The organism is Paenibacillus sp. FSL R10-2199, from assembly GCF_038000235.1.
GTDB lineage: Bacteria > Bacillota > Bacilli > Paenibacillales > Paenibacillaceae > Paenibacillus_AQ > Paenibacillus_AQ phytohabitans.
The window spans coordinates 1,833,436-1,852,498 of record NZ_JBBOBO010000001.1; the positions used below are offsets into that span (position 1 = coordinate 1,833,436).

General features: G+C 53.4%; 14 protein-coding genes and 1 pseudogene. 14 read left to right on the forward strand and 1 reads right to left on the reverse strand.

The window, feature by feature from the left end:
• The first annotated feature begins 82 nt into the window (after window positions 1–82).
• From NYE33_RS08205 to NYE33_RS08220, 4 genes are read left to right on the forward strand one after another with little or no spacing between them, the layout of a single operon-like run.
• A complete protein-coding gene (locus NYE33_RS08205) occupies window positions 83–1,153 on the forward strand; it encodes an ABC transporter substrate-binding protein (protein ID WP_042140064.1) in 1,071 nt (356 codons plus the stop codon).
• A 37-nt stretch (window positions 1,154–1,190) separates the two neighbouring features.
• Window positions 1,191–1,991, forward strand: coding sequence for an alpha/beta hydrolase family protein (locus NYE33_RS08210; RefSeq protein ID WP_341065413.1), 801 nt, complete (start codon window positions 1,191–1,193; stop codon window positions 1,989–1,991).
• A gap of 44 nt (window positions 1,992–2,035) precedes the next feature.
• Complete coding sequence (locus tag NYE33_RS08215; protein ID WP_341065416.1) at window positions 2,036–3,646, forward strand: FAD-binding protein; 1,611 nt, start codon at window positions 2,036–2,038, stop codon at window positions 3,644–3,646.
• Window positions 3,643–3,987 carry a 4Fe-4S dicluster domain-containing protein gene (locus NYE33_RS08220; protein WP_039297374.1) on the forward strand — a complete coding sequence of 115 codons (345 nt, stop codon included), beginning with the start codon at window positions 3,643–3,645 and terminating at the stop codon, window positions 3,985–3,987. Before NYE33_RS08215 ends, NYE33_RS08220 begins: the two co-directional genes overlap by 4 nt.
• Before the next feature lie 120 nt (window positions 3,988–4,107).
• Here the strand turns inward: NYE33_RS08220 and NYE33_RS08225 are convergent, their stop codons facing one another.
• A complete protein-coding gene (locus NYE33_RS08225) occupies window positions 4,108–4,653 on the reverse strand; it encodes a glutathione peroxidase (protein ID WP_039297377.1) in 546 nt (181 codons plus the stop codon).
• Between the two features lie 291 nt (window positions 4,654–4,944).
• Here NYE33_RS08225 and NYE33_RS08230 point away from each other — a divergent pair.
• The 10 genes and pseudogenes from NYE33_RS08230 to NYE33_RS08275 all read left to right on the forward strand — a co-directional run.
• Window positions 4,945–5,034: pseudogene (locus tag NYE33_RS08230) on the forward strand (Na-translocating system protein MpsC family protein); the annotation flags it as partial.
• Window positions 5,035–5,100: 66 nt separating this feature from the next.
• The gene (locus NYE33_RS08235; protein ID WP_341068618.1) at window positions 5,101–5,619 is read left to right on the forward strand and encodes a Na-translocating system protein MpsC family protein; all 519 of its coding nucleotides are present in this window, start codon (window positions 5,101–5,103) and stop codon (window positions 5,617–5,619) included.
• Window positions 5,620–5,769: 150 nt separating this feature from the next.
• Complete coding sequence (locus NYE33_RS08240) at window positions 5,770–6,159, forward strand: response regulator (protein WP_076247047.1); 390 nt, start codon at window positions 5,770–5,772, stop codon at window positions 6,157–6,159.
• A gap of 218 nt (window positions 6,160–6,377) precedes the next feature.
• Window positions 6,378–8,654, forward strand: coding sequence for a PAS domain S-box protein (locus NYE33_RS08245; protein WP_341065419.1), 2,277 nt, complete (start codon window positions 6,378–6,380; stop codon window positions 8,652–8,654).
• 497 nt (window positions 8,655–9,151) lie between these two features.
• Window positions 9,152–10,228: a bifunctional 3-deoxy-7-phosphoheptulonate synthase/chorismate mutase gene (locus NYE33_RS08250; RefSeq protein WP_341065420.1), complete on the forward strand. Its 1,077-nt coding sequence runs from the start codon at window positions 9,152–9,154 to the stop codon at window positions 10,226–10,228.
• Window positions 10,229–10,425: 197 nt separating this feature from the next.
• Window positions 10,426–11,880 (forward strand): SulP family inorganic anion transporter, encoded by a 1,455-nt coding sequence (locus tag NYE33_RS08255; protein WP_341065423.1) that lies wholly within the window; start codon window positions 10,426–10,428, stop codon window positions 11,878–11,880.
• A gap of 249 nt (window positions 11,881–12,129) precedes the next feature.
• The gene (locus NYE33_RS08260; protein WP_341065426.1) at window positions 12,130–13,839 is read left to right on the forward strand and encodes a methyl-accepting chemotaxis protein; all 1,710 of its coding nucleotides are present in this window, start codon (window positions 12,130–12,132) and stop codon (window positions 13,837–13,839) included.
• 127 nt (window positions 13,840–13,966) lie between these two features.
• The gene (deoC, locus tag NYE33_RS08265; protein ID WP_042140056.1) at window positions 13,967–14,644 is read left to right on the forward strand and encodes a deoxyribose-phosphate aldolase; all 678 of its coding nucleotides are present in this window, start codon (window positions 13,967–13,969) and stop codon (window positions 14,642–14,644) included.
• Between the two features lie 882 nt (window positions 14,645–15,526).
• Window positions 15,527–16,822: a homocysteine synthase gene (locus tag NYE33_RS08270; RefSeq protein WP_042140043.1), complete on the forward strand. Its 1,296-nt coding sequence runs from the start codon at window positions 15,527–15,529 to the stop codon at window positions 16,820–16,822.
• Between the two features lie 539 nt (window positions 16,823–17,361).
• Window positions 17,362–18,423, forward strand: coding sequence for a hypothetical protein (locus tag NYE33_RS08275; RefSeq protein WP_340942087.1), 1,062 nt, complete (start codon window positions 17,362–17,364; stop codon window positions 18,421–18,423).
• Window positions 18,424–19,063: the final 640 nt, after the last annotated feature.

The following is a 19,063-nucleotide window of genomic DNA, read 5'->3' on the forward strand; positions in this document are numbered from 1 at the left end:
TATAGACACTAATCCAAATACAGGCAAGAGTCCTTATACAAACATCAAATATCCAGCAGACGACTGAGGGGAGAATACAGAAATGAGCAAATTGTACAGAGAGATTAAAGGTGTATGGAGCAAAGGGGGACGCCTCACGCTGATTACAGGTGTGGTGATGATCATGCTGGTGCTGCAGGCTTGCGGTAATAATACCGGCTCCGGGAACAACGGAACGGCAGCCAACGGCGCAGGAACGAATACGGCCGACGCGGCGGGCAGTGAGGCTTCAAGCAATGTTCCGGCTGTGCTGAATTTCGGATACATTGGCTCCAATAAGCTGAATGTACCGGGCGGTGCAGAAGGCTGGGGACTCTATAAAGGGATTATTCAGGAAGAGCTGAAGCAGTACGGAATTACCGAAGTGAAGCTGACCGGCTTCCCGAACGGACCGGATCAGACGGAATCCTTAATCAGCGGAAGACTTGATTTCGGCAGCCTTGGGGATACCCCGGCGATTATCGCCTACGCTTCAGGAGCCAAGACCCGGTTGATCGCCCAGACTTCCGCGCATACGGTCGGTTATCTGATCGGCAAGAAGGACGGACCAAAGACAGTGCAGGAACTGAAGGGCAAAACCATTGCGATCCAGAAAGGGTCCTTCATGCACCGCTACGTAGTCGGCCTGCTGAAGCAGGAAGGCGTAACCGACTATAAGCTGGTTCACATGCTGATTCCGGATGCTACCGCAGCACTTGCCCGCGGCGATGTGGACGCGACCACCAATAACGGTGTAGCGGCGCTTAAGCAGATCGAGCAGGGATACACTCATTTGGATGATGCCTCTACCCATCCGGATCTGCTCGGAAGCAGTGCTACCGTAGTGTCAGAGGAGTATCTTGCGAAATTCCCGGATTTCCCTAAGGTCTGGAATGCGGCACGGGAGAAGGCACTGGCCGACCTGAAGCAGCATGAAGATGAGTATTATGAGTTCCTGGCCGAGATCGGGGATACAACCCCGGAACTCGCGAAGCAGGTGAATCCGATCAGTGATATTAAGGATACAGCCTTCACGGAAGACGGCACGAAGCTGCTGGAGGGCACCAAGAACTTCCTCGTGGAAGAGAAGCTGGCCAAGAAGGATTTCAACATCAGCGACTGGCAGCTCAAGTAATTCATGACAGGTAAACAGGTGAACGGAGGGGATGCAGATGTCCGAAGAAACCTTGACCATTGAACATTTCAAGCTGCCGCTGGAGAACGGGCTGTATCTGGAGGGCGAGGTGCGGGTTCCTGCGGGGACTGCACCGAAGCCCGTCATCCTGATCAGCCATGGCTTCCGAGGACATAAGGACTGGGCATTCTGGCCGGAGGTCTCCGGCAGACTTGCCGGGAGCGGGTTCTACACCGTAAGCTTCAATTTCTCACGGATCGCTGCCCGCAATTTGGACGGGGTTAGCCCGGAGGAAGCTGCCGGAGCGGCTACGCTGAGCCGGGAGCTGCTGGATCTGAAGCAGGTGCTCCACAGCCTGCTTGAGGGCAGGCTGCCGCTTGCCGGACTGGCCGACACGGAGCGGATAGCGGTTCTGGGGCACAGCCGTGCAGGCGGAAGTAACATTCTGTTCGCGGCAGAGCATCCTGAGGTGAAGGCGCTGGTGGTCTGGAACGGCGGTTCACCGCCGCAGCCGCAGCAGGGTGAAGGTGCCCCGGCGCTTACGCTGCAGGAGCGGACGATCCGCGAGGATCAGCAGCGTAACAAGGAGCGCTTCAATCTGGAGAAGGCACTCGGCAGAGTACCGGCCGCAGCGCTGCTGATTCAGGGTGATCAGGACCGTGAAGCCTTGCTGCAGCAGCATGCAGGCTTCAGGGAACAAGCGCCGCATCACCGGTATCAGAGCATCCGGGGTGCGGATCACACCTTTGGCACGGTGGACCCGTACGAAGGCTCCACCTCTGCGCTGAATGAGGCTGTTGCCTCGACAATAGCATTTTTGCAGGAGAAGCTGGTCTGATCTTAATTCTACATTTCAGGGGACCATGAAGAGGGGGAAGCGGAATGCCGCAGCAGCAACAGCAGGCAACAACAGATGTTCTAGTGCTGGGCGGAGGCCCGGCCGGAGCATGGGCGGCATGGAGTGCAGCTTCTCAGGGAGCGAAGGTAATTCTGGCCGATAAGGGATATCTCGGAACAAGCGGGGCTACCGCGCCGGGAGGAACAACGCTGCTGGTGATTCCGCCGGTGGCAGAGCTGCGGGAGCAGGCTGTGCAGGCCAGACTTAAGGCAGGCGGCTATCTCTCGGAGAATGCCTGGATTCACCGTGTGCTGGATCAGGTCGAGCAGAATCTGGAGCTGGTAGAGGAGTGGGGGTATCCCTTTCCGAAGGATGAAGAGGGCAGGCGGCTGCGGACGCATCTGCATGGCCCGGAATACATGAAGCTTATGCGTAAAGTGGTGCGCAAGGCGGGGGTGCGTATATGGGATCAATCGCCGGCGCTGGAGCTGCTCCATGATCAGCACGGCGTGGGCGGAGCACGCGGAATTAACCGCTTAACCGGGGAGACCTGGGAAGTGAAGGCGAATGCGGTGATTATGGCTACCGGAGGCTGTGCCTTCCTCAGCAAGGGGCTGGGCTGTAATGTGCTCACGGGCGAAGGACTGCTGATGTCAGCCGAGGCTGGTGCCGAGCTGTCGGGTATGGAATTCACCCGGCAATATGCTCCGAGCTTCGCGGACGGAACGGTAACACGCGGGCGGATGCTGGCCTGGGCCACGCTGTATGATGAAGCGGGAAGGCCACTGCATCAGGGTGACCGCACCTTCGGCAGCATCCCTGAGCTGATGCTGAGGGGCCCGGTCTACGCCTCGCTGGATCTGGCGGATACGAAGGAGAAGCAGGATTTCCTCCGTAACGCCCATCCGATCTTCTTCATGCCGCTGGAGCGGGCGGGGATTGATCCATTCAAGGATAAATTCCCGCTTACGCTGCGCTATGAAGGCACGATGCGCGGCACGGGCGGCTTGCGCCTGACCGGTACCGATTGTGCCACCTCGGTGCCGGGGCTGTATGCGGCCGGAGATGCCGCATCCCGCGAGAAAGTCACCGGCGCCATCTCCGGCGGCGGCGCCTACAATGCATCCTGGGCCATCTGCAGCGGCAGCTGGGCAGGACAAGGCGCGGCGCGGCACGCTCTGCAGGAGCCGCGTCCGGCGGACAGCCGGCTGCTCCGCGCGGCGGGCCGCTACGGGATGCCGGCTGGCGCCGGCACAGCCAGGGCGCTGGACGCGAAGCCGCTGATCGCGGCGGTCCAGCGGGAGATCCTGCCGCTGCGGATTAACTACTTCCGCAGCGAGCCCGTGGTCGCCGCGGCTCTGCAGCGGCTGAACAGCCTGATGCCCGAGCTCAGCGGGCAGGTGCCCGCGACGGTTCAGGGCATCGTGCAATCGCGTGAAGCGGCCGCCATGCTGAATGTCGGCCGCTGGATCTACACCGCCGCGCTGGCCCGCAAGGAGAGCCGCGGCCTGCAGCGCCTGGCCGAGTATCCGGCGCTGGACCCGCGCCAGACCCACCGCCTGATCCTCTCCGGTATCGACTCGATTGGCATCCGCACCGAAAGTGTGCCTCATGCCCAGGAGCTGCGGATACCAAGAGAGGAGCGGGCGATATGATTGAACTGGTCAGCCAGGACCGCTGCATCGGCTGCAGGCTGTGCGTGAAGGTCTGCCCGACGAATGTCTTCGAGATGCAGGGCAAGCTTGCCGTCATTGCCCGCCAGGAGGATTGCCAGACCTGCTTCATGTGCGAGGCGTATTGTCCGGCGGATGCGCTCTATGTGGCGCCGCAGGCAGATCTGTCCATGGAGGTGGATGAGCAGGAGCTGATTGAATCAGGCCTGCTGGGCAGCTGGCGGGCAGAGATCGGCTGGAACCCGGGTGCGGAGGATACGATGGCGGAGCGGGACACAACACCTTTCTTCGAGGTGTTCACCGAGACTTACCGCGGCAAGTAATCAGGAATAAGCAAGTAAATGACAAAAAGGTGTTCTGCAGCCCTTGCCGGCAGCGGAACACCTTTTTTTATTTGAATATTTCACGGGTAACATAGCCTTCGTCATTCTCGCTATAACGCTTTACAGCAGCTTCTGAATGGCAGGTTCCATGTCCAGCGGATCAACCGGAGATTCGAAGCGCTCCACCACGTTGCCGTTACGGTCAATCAGGAACTTGGTGAAATTCCATTTAATCTCATCGTTTGTGAGCGCTGCAGGATCACGTTCCTGAAGCATGGTGTGCAGCAGCTTGCCGTTTGAGTCCGTGTCGTCAAAGCCCTGGAAGCCAGCCTGTTCCGTCAGATAAGCGAACAGCGGATGGCGGTTATCCCCCTTAACATCAATTTTTTCGAAAAGCGGGAAGGTTACGCCGTAATTGATCTGGCAGAACACGTTAACCTCTTCATTGGAGCCGGGCTCCTGTTCGCCAAACTGGTTGCTGGGAAACCCGAGAATTTGCAGGCCCTGCTCCTGGTACTTCTCATGAAGCTTCTGAAGGTCGGAGTATTGCGGAGTATAGCCGCATTTGCTGGCAGTATTAACGATCAGGAGGACTTTATCCTTGTATTGTTCAAGCCGGGTCTCTTTCCCCCGGATATTGCGGGCCTCATACTCATAAATGCTCATTGCTGCTTCATCCTCCCGGTATATGTAATTAATATTTACAACTATTTAATTGTAAACAATTTAATTTTAGGTGTCAAACTAATTATAAATAATTAGGGCAATACTAATGTTGTGCCCTTACATACATATCCAGGGAAGCCCCGGCAGCCCTTTATGAACTTTTATATATTTATATATACGAAGTCCCCCGGTTGAGATTATACTAAAGTGAACGAACCGTTTTTTCAGCAGGCGGAGCGTCTCCCCATACGTATAACACAGACACAAGAATATTATGCTGGAGGAAATTGAATGAGCACTACGGAACTTACTAGCCAACTTTCCAGTTTCACAGGAAGATTACTGCGGGAACGCTTTGGGAAAGGGCCTGAATCAATACACGCCTCTATCGGGAAGCAATGTATAGCACTGCATATCCGTAATTTTATCGGACCTGTGGAGAGATTTTTGTTAAATAAGGAAGAAGAACAGGCGTTTCGCTATACGAGAGAGCTTCTGATGAAGTCTCTGCTGCCCGAACTTGCGGCTTACCTGAAGGAAACGATGGCTATGGAGGTTGGCGAGCTTTTCTATGACTGGGGTATACATAACGCGTCTGGAATGATCGTTGCGCTCATTAAGAATGACGCTATGATTATTGACGATTATGCCGGGCGTCAAGAAGTCCATGCCCAGATTAATGAAGTTAGCAGAAAGGTTCAGAAGGAACCGGTCTATACCGACTCCTGGTGGCTGGGCCCGCGCATTCTGATTATCAAACGTGAGGGTATCCTGATCCCGCTGGAGAAGGAACTGATTGGCCTTGGTTATGAGAATACGCTTAAGACCACCAAACGCAAGATGGAAAAACGATATTTGGAGGATACCACCACGATTGCCCCGATGCTCGGCAAGGAACTGTCGGATATATATGTGGATTGGGATTTCGACAAAGATACCAGTGTGATAGCTTATACTTTTCAATAAGTTTAACTATAAATAGGGCGGAAATGAGTCGGACATGCGAATGAGCCGAACATGAGCCGGAGAAGGGGGAATGGTCCCTTTCTTCGGCTTTTTTATTTTTTTTCCTGTTTATGGGCTGTTGTGCTGGGACTTTTTAGGAGGATATGCCGGATGGAGGAATACAAGCGGACAGTATTATATGTGGAAGATAATCAACTCAACATGGCCCTAATGCATCATATCTTCAAAAGAAACCTGCCCTCCATATTGCTGCTGGAAGCTGAAACGGCAGAGCAGGGGCTGAGTATGGCCCGTGAAGCACTGCCGGATCTGATCATCCTGGATATCGGGCTGCCCGGCCTTAACGGATATGAAGCTCTGGAAATATTGCAGCAGGATGAGGCTACTTGCCATATTCCGGTACTGGGAACCAGTGCGTTTGCTCAATTATCGGATATTGAAAAAGCCAAAAACAGGGGTTTTGCCGCGTATATTACCAAACCGTTCCAGGTCAAAGCCTTCACCGAAACGGTGAAGAGGCTGCTGGACGGCGGGCTCTAAATCAAGGATAAAGTAATGCAGGAATGAATCGAACAAAGGTGGGGAACTGGGGAGAACTCTGTCTGAATTCTGGTTCGCAGGTTAATATAATCTGCTATACATTTTATAGTTTATATTTCGACATAATCATTTGACTTTCGCCCGGATATGCAAGATATTTATATTACAGATTTGAACTAAAAATGCATGTATTACTCCACGAACGGGCGGTGGAATTTATGCTAAGACAACATACGGAGATCTCTTCTCCATTCGAACAGGCATTCAAAAAGGGGACTGCCGGATTCGCATTTCTCTCCATTTCCGAAGAATGGACTAGTGTGAATCCGGCGGTAACGCTGTTGCTGGGATACACGGAAGAACGATTGCTGGGACATGGCTTCACGGAGTTTCTGAATGAAGATTCCCTGGAGATACATAGGCAAAAGATGGGGACTCTAAAGGCGGGAGAGGTTCCCTTTTTTGAATGCGAACTGAATTTCCGGCATGCAGACGGCTCTGTAGTTGCAGTACTGCTGCATGTTTCTCTGATTAGCGAGCCCTCTACGGGAATGGGCTTGTATTATATCGTTCATCTGGCCGGATTGCCGCACCCGGAAGCTAAGTCCAAGGAAGAACTTCCTGCACCGCCAGATGAGCTGTACCGCCTGATTGCAGCCAACATTAGAGACATTGTATATTATGCTACCCCGGATGGTATCTGCAGATACTGTTCTCCTTCGATTGTGGAAGTACTCGGGTATAAGCCTGAGGAATTGATCGGCTGTGATATCCGCGGACTGGTTCACCCCGGGGATATGGAATTTATGAGCGCACCGCAGGCGGCTGAGCTTCAGAGTGTGCAGCTGCGGATTCTTCATAAGGACGGGCGGTATCTCTGGATTGAATTCACGCTGCGGATTGTGGAAGACAGCGGGAACTGGAGCGTGCTTGCCGTAGGCCGTGATGTGACACAGCGCAAGATTATGGAGCAGAAGCTGCAGGAATCGGTAGAGCGGTATACCTCGCTGAAGAAATATAACCATGATGCGATTATTTCCCTGGATCTGGAAGGTAACATTATCAACGGGAATGAGAAGGCCGTAGAGCTGACAGGCTACACGATTCCTGAGCTGGTGGGAATGAGTGTCGGACGGATTATCGGGAACCACCATCTTCACGACGTAATCAGCTTCTGCCAGAAGAAGGGTTCCATGGAACGAAGCATTGACCTCATCTGGCATAAGGACGGACATTCCGTGGAGGTGCTGACAACCCTTGCCCCTATCATTATCAACAATGAGACGGTGGGCTTTTATATTATCGTCAAGGATATTACCGAGCAGAAGAAGCTGCTGATCGCCAAAGAAACCGCCGAGAATACGAACCGGGCCAAAAGTGAGTTCCTGGCTATGATGAGCCATGAAATCCGCACGCCGATGAACGGGGTGATCGGCATGACCGATCTGCTGCTGGACCTCAGTGATCCGGATTCTGTGCAAAGGGAATACCTGGAAATCATCCGCCAGAGCGGAGAATCCCTGCTGAATATCATTAACGATATTCTGGATCTGTCCAAGATTGAGGCGGGCAAAACCTCATTGCATGAAGAACCGTTTGTCCTTCAGCACTGCATGGAGTCTGCTCTGGAGCTGCTGCAGCTTAAGGCGGAGAATAAGGGCCTCACCATCCAGGTGGAGGTGGGTCCGGATGTACCCGCTGATCTGATCGGGGACGGAGAACGCTTGAAGCAGATCCTGATCAATCTGGTCGGCAATGCAGTGAAGTTCACTCACACGGGCGGGGTAAAAGTAGGCGTGCAAAGGATACGGGGAGAAGAGGCTGCTGATGGGGTAACGCTGCAATTTACAGTGGCGGATACAGGAATAGGCATTCCGGAGGATGCCCGCAGCCGGTTGTTCGAGCCGTTCTACCAGCTGGATCATTACATGAGCCGCAAACATGAAGGAAGTGGTCTGGGACTGGCGATCAGCAAGCAGCTGGTTGAAATGATGGGGGGCAAGATTCAGCTGGAGCCGCAGACCGGGCAGGGGGCAACCTTTGTATTTACGGTGGTGCTCCGGACCGAGAAGCAGGCCCAGACTGCTGAGGGGGCGGAGCCGGGCCTGCTGAGTCCGCAGCAGCTCAGCCGTTCTTTGCGCATCCTGGTGGCTGAAGACAATGTCATTAATCAGATTGTGCTGCGCAAAATTCTGGAGAAGCGCGGGTTCGCCGTGGATGTTGCGGAAGACGGGCTGCAGGTAGTCGAGATGGTCACTCAGCGCAGCTATGATCTGATCTTCATGGATGTGCAGATGCCCGGCATGAACGGCCTGGAGGCTACATCGAGAATCAGGCAGACGCAGCCGGCAGATTCGCAGCCGGTCATTATTGCTGTAACGGCTAATGCACTCAAAGGCGACCGGGAATTATGCATTGAAGCAGGAATGGACGAGTATATCAGCAAGCCGCTGAGAAGCGAGACGATAGTGAATGTTATCGGAAAATTCTTTTAATCAGCAGGCAGTCTTCCGTCTACACATCAATGATTGACATTGCTGCGTTAAAGCTGTGATGCGTCACTCTGACATCTTGCATGTGGAAGTCATTTTGATTAAGATAGCAGAAACCGGTGCACAAGACGCACCGATATACCATTAAATGACAATGACGAAGAGAGTAAGCACTTTATAGCGGATCTTAACAGGGAAGGTGTGCCGGAGACTGAGAGCACCCTCATTTGACGCTTAGTGCCGAAGTTCACTTCCGAGTCGGCCCCTGAAGTACACTGCTGCAGCAGGTATGAGTAGGGAGGCCCGCTTCCAGCGTTAACGGGTGTAAGACAGAGTTAATCCGGTCCGGGAATGAGGTAACAGCTTTCCGGGTGCTGACGCGTCAGCAGGATTCATCTCTAAATAAGGGTGGTACCACGGCTCCTCGTCCCTTGCGACGGGGGGCCTTTTTGCGTTCGTTCATAGGATTAACTATTAACTACTTAAGGGAGTGTCAGGAAATGAGTAATGTGGAACTGGATAAGCTGAGAGCACGGCTTGATGAAATTAACGGACAGCTGCTGGAGCTGATCTCGGAGCGTGCCGGAATCGTACAGGAAATCGGAGTGCTCAAGGAGAAGCAGGGTGTGCCGAAGTTCGATCCTGAACGCGAGAAAGCCATGCTGGATAAGCTGGTAGCAAGCAACAAGGGACCTTTCACCAGCGGCACGATTCGTACCCTGTTCAAGCAGATTTTCTCTGCTTCACTGGATTTGCAAAGCACGGAACATAAGAAGTCCCTGCTGGTAGCCCGGAAAAATCACGCCGAAGATACAGTAATTACCCTTCCGGGTAATGTAACCGTCGGCGGATTATCTTCGCTGATGGTTGCCGGACCCTGCTCGGTGGAGAGTGAGCTGCAGACCCGTACAGTTGCCGCTGCCCTGCAGAAGGCAGGAGTGAAGGTAATGCGCGGCGGAGCCTTCAAGCCCCGTACCTCCCCGTATGATTTCCAGGGACTCGGGATGGACGGCCTGAGAATTCTGCGTGAAGCGGCGAATGAGTACGGGCTTCTGACCATCAGTGAAATTGTAGACCCGCGTCATATTGAAGAGGCCCTTGATTATGTCGATGTTATTCAGGTCGGTGCACGGAATATGCATAACTTCGAACTGCTCAAAGCGGTAGGGGAAGTGAATAAGCCGGTATTGCTGAAGCGCGGTTTGTCGGCGACACTGGATGAATTCGTCCATGCGGCAGAATACATTATGTCCCGGGGCAACATGGAGATCATACTGATTGAACGCGGCATCCGTACCTATGAGAAAGCGACCCGCAATACGCTGGATATTTCGGCAGTGCCGATTCTCAAGCAGGAATGCCATCTGCCGGTGCTGGTCGATGTGACCCATTCCACCGGACGCAAGGATATCCTGATCCCATGTGCCAAAGCCGCACTTGCCGCCGGAGCCGACGGCATCATGGTGGAAGTGCATCCCGATCCGGCAACCGCCTTATCGGATGCGGCGCAGCAGCTTAATATTGAAGAGTTCAATACTTTCTTCAATGAAGTGAAAGCATCCGGGCTGTACCATTAATTTAAATATCTAGAATTTATGCGGAAATAGAAGGATTAATGAGAATAACGCAGTAATTAGCGCTTACAAGAATAGTTTGCACTTTTGTGGAGGTTAAGGAGGGTCAGGTACAATAACAGGTATTGGCGTTGCACCGGACCCGGGCTCTATGGAAGAGCCAATAACCTTATAACAAGACACAGGAGGAGCAGCTCAATTTGAAGCAGTCAAGCTTATACAACAACGGTTGGTTTTCCAACACACGGAGCGACATTCTGTCGGGTATGACCGTGGCGATTGCCTTAATCCCTGAAGCGATTGCTTTCTCCATCCTCGCCGGCGTAAGCCCGATGGTTGGATTGTACGCATCTTTCTGCATTGCTATTGTGACGGCATTTGCCGGCGGAAGACCGGGCATGATCTCAGCGGCGACCGGGGCGATGGCGCTATTGGTCGGCAGCCTGGTGATTTCACACGGAATTGAGTACCTGTTCGCGGCCACCGTGCTGGCGGGAATCTTTCAGATTCTAATGGGGATGCTGAAGCTTGGCAGATTCATCACGTTCCTGCCGCAGCCGGTAATGACCGGCTTCGTCAACGCATTAGCCATTCTTATCTTCATGGCCCAGCTGGTGCATTTTGAAGGACAGGGCTGGATTATGTATGCACTGGTGGCACTTACACTGGTCATCATTTATACGGTTCCCCGGATCACGAAGGCGGTCCCTTCGGCGCTTGTAGCGATTATCGCAGTTTCCGTGCTCAGTATTGTTCTTAATCTGGATGTAAGGACCGTAGGCGATATGGGCACCATTACTTCGGCTCTGCCGGTGTTCCATCTGCCGGATCTTCCCTTCACTCTGGATACACTGCTGATCATTCTGCCCTATTCACTATCGCTCGCTGTAGTCGGATTGCTGGAATCCCTGATGACCGCAACGCTGATTGATGATATTACCGGCACCGGCAGTGACAAGAACCGGGAAGCGAAGGGACAAGGCCTGGCCAATATCGTGACCGGCTTCTTCGGCGGGATGGCAGGCTGCGCAATGATCGGCCAGTCGATGGTTAATATGAAATCGGGCGGACGTACACGGCTGTCTACTTTTGTATCGGGGATCTTTCTTTTGTTCCTGATTCTCGTTCTGGGCGATGTGGTTAAGCAGATTCCTATGGGCGCTTTGGTCGGTGTTATGATCATGGTCTGCATCAGCACCTTCGAGTGGGGTTCACTGAAGACATTAGCCAAGGTGCCGCTCAGCGATGCACTGGTCATGATCGTTACGGTAGTTACTGTAGTAGTGACGGATAATCTGTCGATCGGTGTACTGTTCGGTGTTCTGCTGAGCGCTTTGTCTTTTGCCTGGAAAATCGCTTCAATAAAGCTCAGTGTCCATACGACGGCATCTGTAACTACCTATAAAGTATCGGGCCAGCTGTTCTTCGGTACAACCAGTCATTTCGTGCATGAATTTATGTATGAGAGTGATCCGCAGCAGGTGATTATCGACTTCTCCCATTCTCATGTGTGGGATCAGTCAGCGGTGGGAGCCATTGCCAAAACGCTGGACAAATACGCGGCACTCGGCAAAAAGGTAACGATTACCGGATTAAATGAAGAAAGTGCCCGGCTGGTGAAACGGATCGGCCTGAGCTTGTCGGGCGGGCATTGAAGGATAAAGGTGTTGAGGCTGTCTTTGGAGCTGTTTATGGCTTCAGAGGCAGTCTCTTTTTTTGTAATATTTTTTGCGGCAGGAAAAAGGATTTTCGAAAAAATTGTCGAAATTTTCCGGTAGAGGGACATTTGTCATTGCGTGTTCAGGAATGACCCTACTTTATTAACGCAATTGCCGTGCGCGAAAGGGAATGCCTACATGTTTTCTTTTATCCGAACAAGACTTATTGCCCGTATCCTCTGTATCATGACTGTAGTCATTCTATGTATCACGGCAGGGAACATTGCGATTCAGCGGGCGAACACCGGATCAGCGGTGAAAGGGACGATCAGCAGTTACAACATGAGTATTGCCAGCCATTATGTTACGCAGATTGATGCCGGCCGTTACAGCGAGTTCCTAGCCGATCCCCGGGAATCGGATCTGTATTGGTCGCTCCGCAATGAACTGGATCAGTTCAGGGTGTCGATCGGTGCCCGTTATGTATACTTTGTCAGGATCGATGAAGCCAATCAGCCGCAGCTGATGATTGACGGCAGACCGGAGGGGGACCCGCTGGCTTCGCAGATTAATGAAATTACAGATATGCCGGCTGCTGCAGTTGAGGCGGTCCTTGCAGGAGAGAATGCGAGTACGCCGCTGATCATGAATCCTGAATATGGGGATTATATCTCGGCATTTGTACCGGTGAAAGGGGCTGACGGGGCTCTGATCGGGGCGCTGGGCATTGACACCGATGTCGCTGTCCTTAGCAGCCTGACCCGTGACGTCCTGATCCAAAGTCTGCCTCTCTATGGTATTATTCTCGCCTTATCCCTGGCCGCTTTGGCGGTGCTGGCCTGGTTTGTATCCCGGTCATTGCGTCCACTGGGGACGATCACGCAGAGTGCGGGCACCATGGCCAGGGGCGACTTGGCTGAGGCCGCGCGGATTCTGAATGCCCGTCCGGTCAGGTCCCGGGATGAGATTGGAACGGCTTATCAGGCGATGCTTCAGATGTCAGGTGATTTGAATGCAAGAGTGAGAGGGATGGTGTCTGGTGTGTCCACGGCATCCGATTCTCTCTACGGCTCCTCTGAGACATTCGCCAGGAATGCCGATGATGTACTGAAGATGAGTGAGGCCGTTAACGGCAGAATCGGCGACATCTACGCCGGTGCCCATTCGCAGACCGAAGGAGCACAGAGCAGCGCTGTGGCAATGGATGAGGTGGCGCAGGGGATTTCGCGCATTTCGGCAGCTTCGGCCGTTGTCTCCGAATTCGCGGTCAAGGCTCTGGATATCGTGCAGTCCTCCCAGACTGCCATGAATCATACGAATCAGCAGATGAAGTCAATCTCCGTATCCACCGGGCATACTCTGGATATCGTGCTGCTGCTGCAAGGCTATGCGAATGAAATCGAGGGCGCGCTGGCTGCGATCAGGCAGTTCGCCGATCAGACGAAGCTGCTTGCGCTTAATGCCTCGATTGAGGCAGCGCGCGCGGGAGAACACGGGCGGGGCTTCACTGTCGTAGCCGGAGAAGTACGCAAGCTGGCGGAGGGCTCTGCGGCTTCGGTCGAGCGGGTTGCCGATTTACTGATTCATATCGGCAATGCCTCAGCAAGCATTGGTACGCAAATGACGGACGCTTCCCATGAAGTCAGTGAAGGTGTGCGGATGTCTGCCGAAGCAGAAGCTGCGCTGCTGGAAGCATCGGCCGCTTTTCGTGAGGTGGCCGGACAGATTGTCGATATGTCGGCGACGGCAGAGCAGCTGTCAGCAGGCACAGAGGAGGTTGCTGCAACGGTGGGCAGCATGGCTTCCATTGCCGGAGGTGTCTCGGAGCAGACAAGGCAGATCCGTGAGCTGACCGGTCTTCAACTGGAGAAGATCAAAGAAGTATACGAAGCTTCGATGATGATCAGCGCGAATACAGGCGACTTGCGGGAAGCTATCCGGCAGGTGAAGGTGTAAGCGGCGCTTCAAGTGTTGATCGGGCGTAGTAGCAGGTGTTCGCTCTCCGGCTTTCCAAAGTGTTCGACTATTGGTATGATTACAAGGAATGCGAACATCTACTACCGATTACATGGAGGAATTAATAATGAGTGAAACTACAATATCCGGGATTATTGATCATACGCTGCTGAAGGCGGATGCCCGTAAAGACGATATTATCAAGCTGGCTGAGGAAGCCAAAGCATACAAATTCGCTTCGGTCTGTGTGAACCCGGCCTGGGTGTCCACGGCCCATGCAGTGCTGAAGGATACGCCGGAAGTTAAAGTATGTACAGTGATCGGGTTCCCGCTGGGATCGTCCACACCGGAAACCAAAGCCTTTGAAACCACCGATGCGATTGCTAACGGTGCCGGCGAAGTGGATATGGTTATCAATATCGGCGCACTGAAAGACGGTAATGACGAGCTGGTGAAACGTGATATCGCCGCAGTGGTTGAAGCTGCCCGCGGTAAAGCACTGACCAAAGTCATCATTGAGACCTGCCTGCTGACCGATGAAGAGAAGGTCCGCGCCTGTAAGCTCGCTGTAGAAGCGGGAGCAGACTTCGTGAAGACTTCGACCGGATTCTCCACGGGAGGCGCAACGAAGGAAGATATCGCACTCATGCGGGCGACTGTCGGCCCTGCTATCGGCGTTAAGGCATCCGGCGGTGTGCGCAGTGCGGAAGATGCCCTCGTAATGGTCGGAGCAGGCGCTACCCGGATCGGGACAAGCGGCGGCGTAGCCATTGCCAAAGGTGAGCAAAGTCAGAGCAGCTACTAAATACAACTCAGCTATGCACAGAAAAGGCTGTGGCCTCCTGGATTTCGGGAGGCCGCAGCCTTTTCGTTTCTGTAAAGGGAATTAGAATAGTCGTCTGGTATCTGTTGTAGATAAGCTGAATATGAAATGGGCCGCCGAAAGTTAGCTGAGTGGGTTGAGCGTGGAAATTAAAGGGATTAATCCCTTTGAATTGGCCGGAAGTGGGCTGAGCGGCGGAATTAAAGGGATAAATACTACTGAATTGGCCGGAAGTGGGCTGAGTGGCGGGATTAAAGGGATAAATCCCTCTAAATCGGCCGGAACTGGGATGAGCGGCGGAAATAAAGGGATAAACCCCTCTAAATCGGCCTGATGTGGGCTGAGCGTGGAAATTAAAGGGATAATTCCCTCTGAATCAGCCTGAATTTTGCTGTACTGCAGCGTGCTCCCTTATAAAAGGACGCTAACGCTTCGCTGGGAGGAAAGGAGGGGTATAAGTGCACCTGAATCCACTGGACGCTACCCTCTGCTACCGAATCATATGCTTAAGCGTCTGCACAACTTTTATGACGGGGAAGAGGCAGACTGATTGAACACAGCATCGGCTCCTATAACACGGAGCTTCATCGTTATACGGTAAGTTACGACACCTGAAGCTGGGTCGAAATAAGGGTGGATTTATCACAAAAATTTGGATAACGTTATTCTCCGGCTCTCGCTGCTTGTGGAGGGATTTTTTGTTGTGGCCCGAGAAACAGGCTTGAATTATCCTTTTATTAAACTAATAAAACATAGGGAAATAATGAGAATTTTATCTTTCCAAATGACATGGTTTGTGAGAGAATAGGTACAATTCTTAATTGTTAACCTTTGCCATTATACCTTTAGAGGAGGAAATACCCCATGTCAGAAGAGCGCAAGCTGTCATTTGAAACCTTAACCGTTCATGCAGGCCAGGAGATTGATCCAACTACTTTAGCCCGTGCTGTACCGCTGTATCAGACCACATCCTACGGTTTCCGTGATGCAGAGCATGCTGCCAATCTGTTCGCGCTTAAGGAGTTCGGCAACATCTATACCCGGCTGATGAACCCGACCACCGATGTGTTCGAACAGCGCCTTGCCGCGCTGGAGGGCGGGGCGGGTGCGCTTGCGACAGCTTCCGGAGCAGCGGCTATTTCCTTCTCTATTCTGAATATTGCCGGTGCAGGAGATGAGATTGTTTCCTCTGCAAGCCTCTATGGCGGGACGTATAATCTATTCTCCACGACGCTGCCCAAGCTGGGGATTAAGGTGCATTTTGTTGATTCGGACAATCCGGAGAACTTCCGGGCAGCGATTACGGACAAAACCAAAGCGCTCTATGCCGAAACCATCGGCAATCCGCAGGGTAACGTGCTGGATATCGAAGCAGTGGCGGCTATCGCCCATGAGCACGGGATTCCGCTGATTGTCGATAATACCTTCCCAAGCCCGTACCTGCTGCGTCCGATTGAACACGGGGCGGATATAGTAGTGCATTCGGCTACCAAGTTCATCGGCGGCCACGGCACCTCCATCGGCGGAATTATTGTGGACGGCGGCAAGTTTGACTGGAAGGCAAGCGGCAAGTTCCCCGGACTTACAGAACCGGACCCAAGTTATCATGGGGTAGTCTACACTGAAGCTGTAGGACCTATTGCCTATATCATAAAAGCACGCGTACAGCTCCTTCGTGACCTCGGCGCGGCGATCTCGCCTTTCAATTCCTGGCTGCTGCTGCAGGGACTCGAAACGCTGCATTTGCGTCTGGAACGCCATAGCCAGAATGCCCTCAAGGTAGCCCAGTATCTCGAAGCGCATGATTCTGTAGAGTGGGTAAGCTATGCCGGGCTGCAGAGTCATCCGTCGTATGAGCTGGCGAAGAAATATCTGCCCAAGGGGCAGGGTGCCATCCTTACCTTCGGAATCAAAGGCGGAGCAGCGGCAGGCGTCAAGCTGATTGAGAATGTGAAGCTGTTCTCCCATCTGGCCAATGTCGGTGATTCCAAGTCGCTGATCATCCATCCGGCAAGCACTACACATCAGCAACTGTCAGACGAAGAGCAGATTACGGCCGGGGTTACTCCGGAGCTGCTGCGCTTGTCCATTGGTACGGAGTCGATTGATGATATCCTCTACGATCTGGAGCAGGCAATCGCTGCCAGCCAGCAGCCGTAAATTTAAGTATCGTCCCGCTAAGTATCGTCCGGCGATTTCCAAGAGTATAAGGATGTATAGTATAATATTGCTATGTTTTAACCTGAGGGCACAATTCAATTGAATTGTGCCTTTTTCTCTCCGTTACTGTACTGAAAATAAGCTCCTTTTCATTGTTCCATTGGGGATAGCTGATTCCCGGGACCTGTTCGGGTGTAAGAAAAAGAAACTTTCCCCTAAAGTAACTACACGATATTTAACGATAACAGTTTGGGTCTGTTCAGGAGATTTGAGCAAACTGTAATGGTATTCCGTCATAGCATTCCATAAGACTCTAATCCAGAATAGTATAAGTGCTGTTGGCGGGAAAAAGGAATGGTTCCGGTATTTTAAATCGGTAAAATCACAGGTTTATAGGGCTGCGCTGTATTCATTTGATACCGTTTGCATATTTCGGGACCTTTGCCAGTATTTATAGATTGAAGCATCGTAAAATGCCGGTGGCATCGCCATAAGGGAAGCAGTGCCGGCAGCAATCCAAAGTTAAAAAGGTGGGTGCGATGATGAAGGGTGAACGTCAGCAGGATCAGAATCAAAATAATGAGGAGCGCCCGTTCAAGTATAATGCCGGCGACCGGACTATTGGCATGGAGATGAGCCAGTCTGCATCTGTAGCTTCCGCTGCAGCGGAATTTCTTACCGACGGGGAGCGGCGTAAGAGTAACGGGAACATGAGCCGGACCTATTTCCGCCGTCCCGGTGAACGTCCGGCTTTTCTGGTGCTGCGCGATGGACTGGGCGACCGGTCCCTTCTTCGGGAGGAGCCCGGCATTTACCCTGCTGGTCCCTGTCTGATCCGCAGCGAGGAATGGCTGCTGGAGCCGGAGCTTGCCGCACTCTATTCGAGCTGGATGTCCTGCGGGGATGAGGGGCAGGCCGAGCGTATCCTGCAGCGGATTTATTACCGGCTGCGGGCTGCCGCTGCCACACTTCTGGAGTCGGCGGACGGTGTCTGGGCCGCAGTAGCTCTGCCCTATACGCCGGAGCTTGCCGCTCGCCCGGCAAGACTGGCCGCGCTGCAGGATGCGCAGCTTGAAGCGCTGTTCGCCGCGGTGGCGGAGAGCCAGCGGCTGGGCGGCGACAGCCGCGTGGACCTGCTGGCGCCATACCCCGCCAGCGCAGCCGAATTCGCGGCACAGCGCGAATTCATTGAGGGCGTGGCCGAACAGACCCTCGGCCACGCTTACGCGGCAGCGTGCCGCATCGGGGCGCTTCTGCTCCCCGAGGTGGGGCGCGCTGCCGCGGGGGAAATCGCGCGTATCGCCGATTTCCTGGTGCTGGACGGCGCGGCCGGTGAAGCCGCGCTGGAGGAGAGCGCCGCCGAGGGCTTCGCCACAGCGGCGGCTGAGGTGTTAGCCGCCGTGCGCCGGGTGAAGCCGGCGGCGGCCGTGCTCGCCGCGGGGGCACCGGCGGCGTACGCGCTGGCCGATCTGTATCAGATCGGCCTGAGCGGGATCTTCTGCAGCGCGGCCCAGCGGACCGAAGCGCTGCTCCGGGCGGCCTGCCTGACGTGGATCGCCCGGCAGGACAATATAGATGCTGCCGCCGGAGGATGGCAGTAGCAGCCGGTTAGAGCGGTTGTGCCCAATCCATCCATGCTGCTCATCTCACTCAAACTGCTGCTAACGCCATAAGCATCACCACTGTCACGCGCCGATAATCAGGCCTCTGCTGCTCACAGCCGCGAATCCATCTGAATCACTCGCCGTGTTCAATCTGTTACGGCGAGCTATAAGTATCTGCATTATCAAGCGCGCCGTGAATCTAGCTATGCCGCCGTCCGACATCACTACCCTTACCGTAGACCCTCAGTGCCTAAGCACATCTACTATAATAATAACCCGATTCCACCAGCCATCCAGGCTGCGTTGGAATCGGGTTTTATTTTGCTCACAGAAAGAAGGGAATAAAAGTCACTAAGGTATAAGGGAATTTCGCTATCCTGAGATTCAAGTCCAAATCGTCATCTGTTTCAGTCCAACAGGTTTGCAACTCGAGTTCTGGCTGAATGAAGCAGATATTAATAGACTTAGCTAAATCAAACCACGTTTGTGGCAGAAATCCGGCAACTGTGACTGTGACTCTAACTGTACCTATGACTGTAACTACGCCTGTAACTATGACTATGACTGTAACTGTAACTGTAACTGTACCTATGACACAACTGGTGCGTTTACTACTAAAATCCTGCACTAAATACAA

Coding starts and splice junctions, on each gene's coding strand:
- NYE33_RS08205 (WP_042140064.1), top strand. CDS start 83: ATGAGCAAATTGTACAGAGAGATTAAAGGTGTATGGAGCAAAGGGGGA.
- NYE33_RS08210 (WP_341065413.1), top strand. CDS start 1,191: ATGTCCGAAGAAACCTTGACCATTGAACATTTCAAGCTGCCGCTGGAG.
- NYE33_RS08215 (WP_341065416.1), top strand. CDS start 2,036: ATGCCGCAGCAGCAACAGCAGGCAACAACAGATGTTCTAGTGCTGGGC.
- NYE33_RS08220 (WP_039297374.1), top strand. CDS start 3,643: ATGATTGAACTGGTCAGCCAGGACCGCTGCATCGGCTGCAGGCTGTGC.
- NYE33_RS08225 (WP_039297377.1), bottom strand. CDS start 4,653: ATGAGCATTTATGAGTATGAGGCCCGCAATATCCGGGGGAAAGAGACC.
- NYE33_RS08240 (WP_076247047.1), top strand. CDS start 5,770: ATGGAGGAATACAAGCGGACAGTATTATATGTGGAAGATAATCAACTC.
- NYE33_RS08245 (WP_341065419.1), top strand. CDS start 6,378: ATGCTAAGACAACATACGGAGATCTCTTCTCCATTCGAACAGGCATTC.
- NYE33_RS08250 (WP_341065420.1), top strand. CDS start 9,152: ATGAGTAATGTGGAACTGGATAAGCTGAGAGCACGGCTTGATGAAATT.
- NYE33_RS08260 (WP_341065426.1), top strand. CDS start 12,130: ATGACTGTAGTCATTCTATGTATCACGGCAGGGAACATTGCGATTCAG.
- deoC (WP_042140056.1), top strand. CDS start 13,967: ATGAGTGAAACTACAATATCCGGGATTATTGATCATACGCTGCTGAAG.
- NYE33_RS08270 (WP_042140043.1), top strand. CDS start 15,527: ATGTCAGAAGAGCGCAAGCTGTCATTTGAAACCTTAACCGTTCATGCA.
- NYE33_RS08275 (WP_340942087.1), top strand. CDS start 17,362: ATGATGAAGGGTGAACGTCAGCAGGATCAGAATCAAAATAATGAGGAG.